Annotated in this window: 1 protein-coding gene; it reads left to right on the forward strand. The window is 31.4% G+C overall.

The genetic code is table 11. The features are described 5' to 3' along the window. Positions 1 to 160 precede the first annotated feature (160 nt). Complete coding sequence (locus ACE1EF_RS20090; RefSeq protein ID WP_375722502.1) at positions 161 to 454, forward strand: GIY-YIG nuclease family protein; 294 nt, start codon at positions 161 to 163, stop codon at positions 452 to 454. The last annotated feature ends 107 nt before the right edge of the window (positions 455 to 561 follow it).

A 561-nucleotide genomic window follows, 5' to 3' on the forward strand; every position in this document is an offset into this window, starting at 1 on the left:
AGTAAGCTGCAAGTTCTTTACAATAACGATTTATTTTTAACATGATCTACCCGGTCACTGAGTAGAATCTGAGATTCGTATCGGAGCGACCGTTCAAATAAAATTTTCGTTTCCATAACCTTTTTCATATATTTATAATATCCTAATAACTAAACAAATAATGAGTAAAGGTTATACCTATATTCTTTTTTGCGCAGATAATACTTTCTATACCGGTAGTACTATCAATCTTAAACGTCGGTTAAAAGAACATCAGAGTGGATGCGGTGCAAATTATACTAAGACCAGATTACCTGTAATACTCGTTTATTACGAAGAATATGATCGCATTGATCATGCCTTTTATCGTGAAAAACAAATTCAGGGATGGAGCAGAGCCAAGAAGCAGGCTTTGATTAAAGGAAATAAAGGCATTCTTAAAGGATTGGCCAAAAAGAACTTCAATAAAACTTAATGAACGTGAGTTCGATCTAAGAAAACACATAAAAAGTTTGAATAAAAAAAGGTTTTTGATTATATTTAAGTATCTGACATTTAAATATATAGCAATCAAAAACCTTT

Origin of the sequence: Quyinboa sediminis (assembly GCF_042219855.1) — a bacterium.
Lineage (GTDB): Bacteria > Bacteroidota > Bacteroidia > Bacteroidales > UBA5342 > JBHJHP01.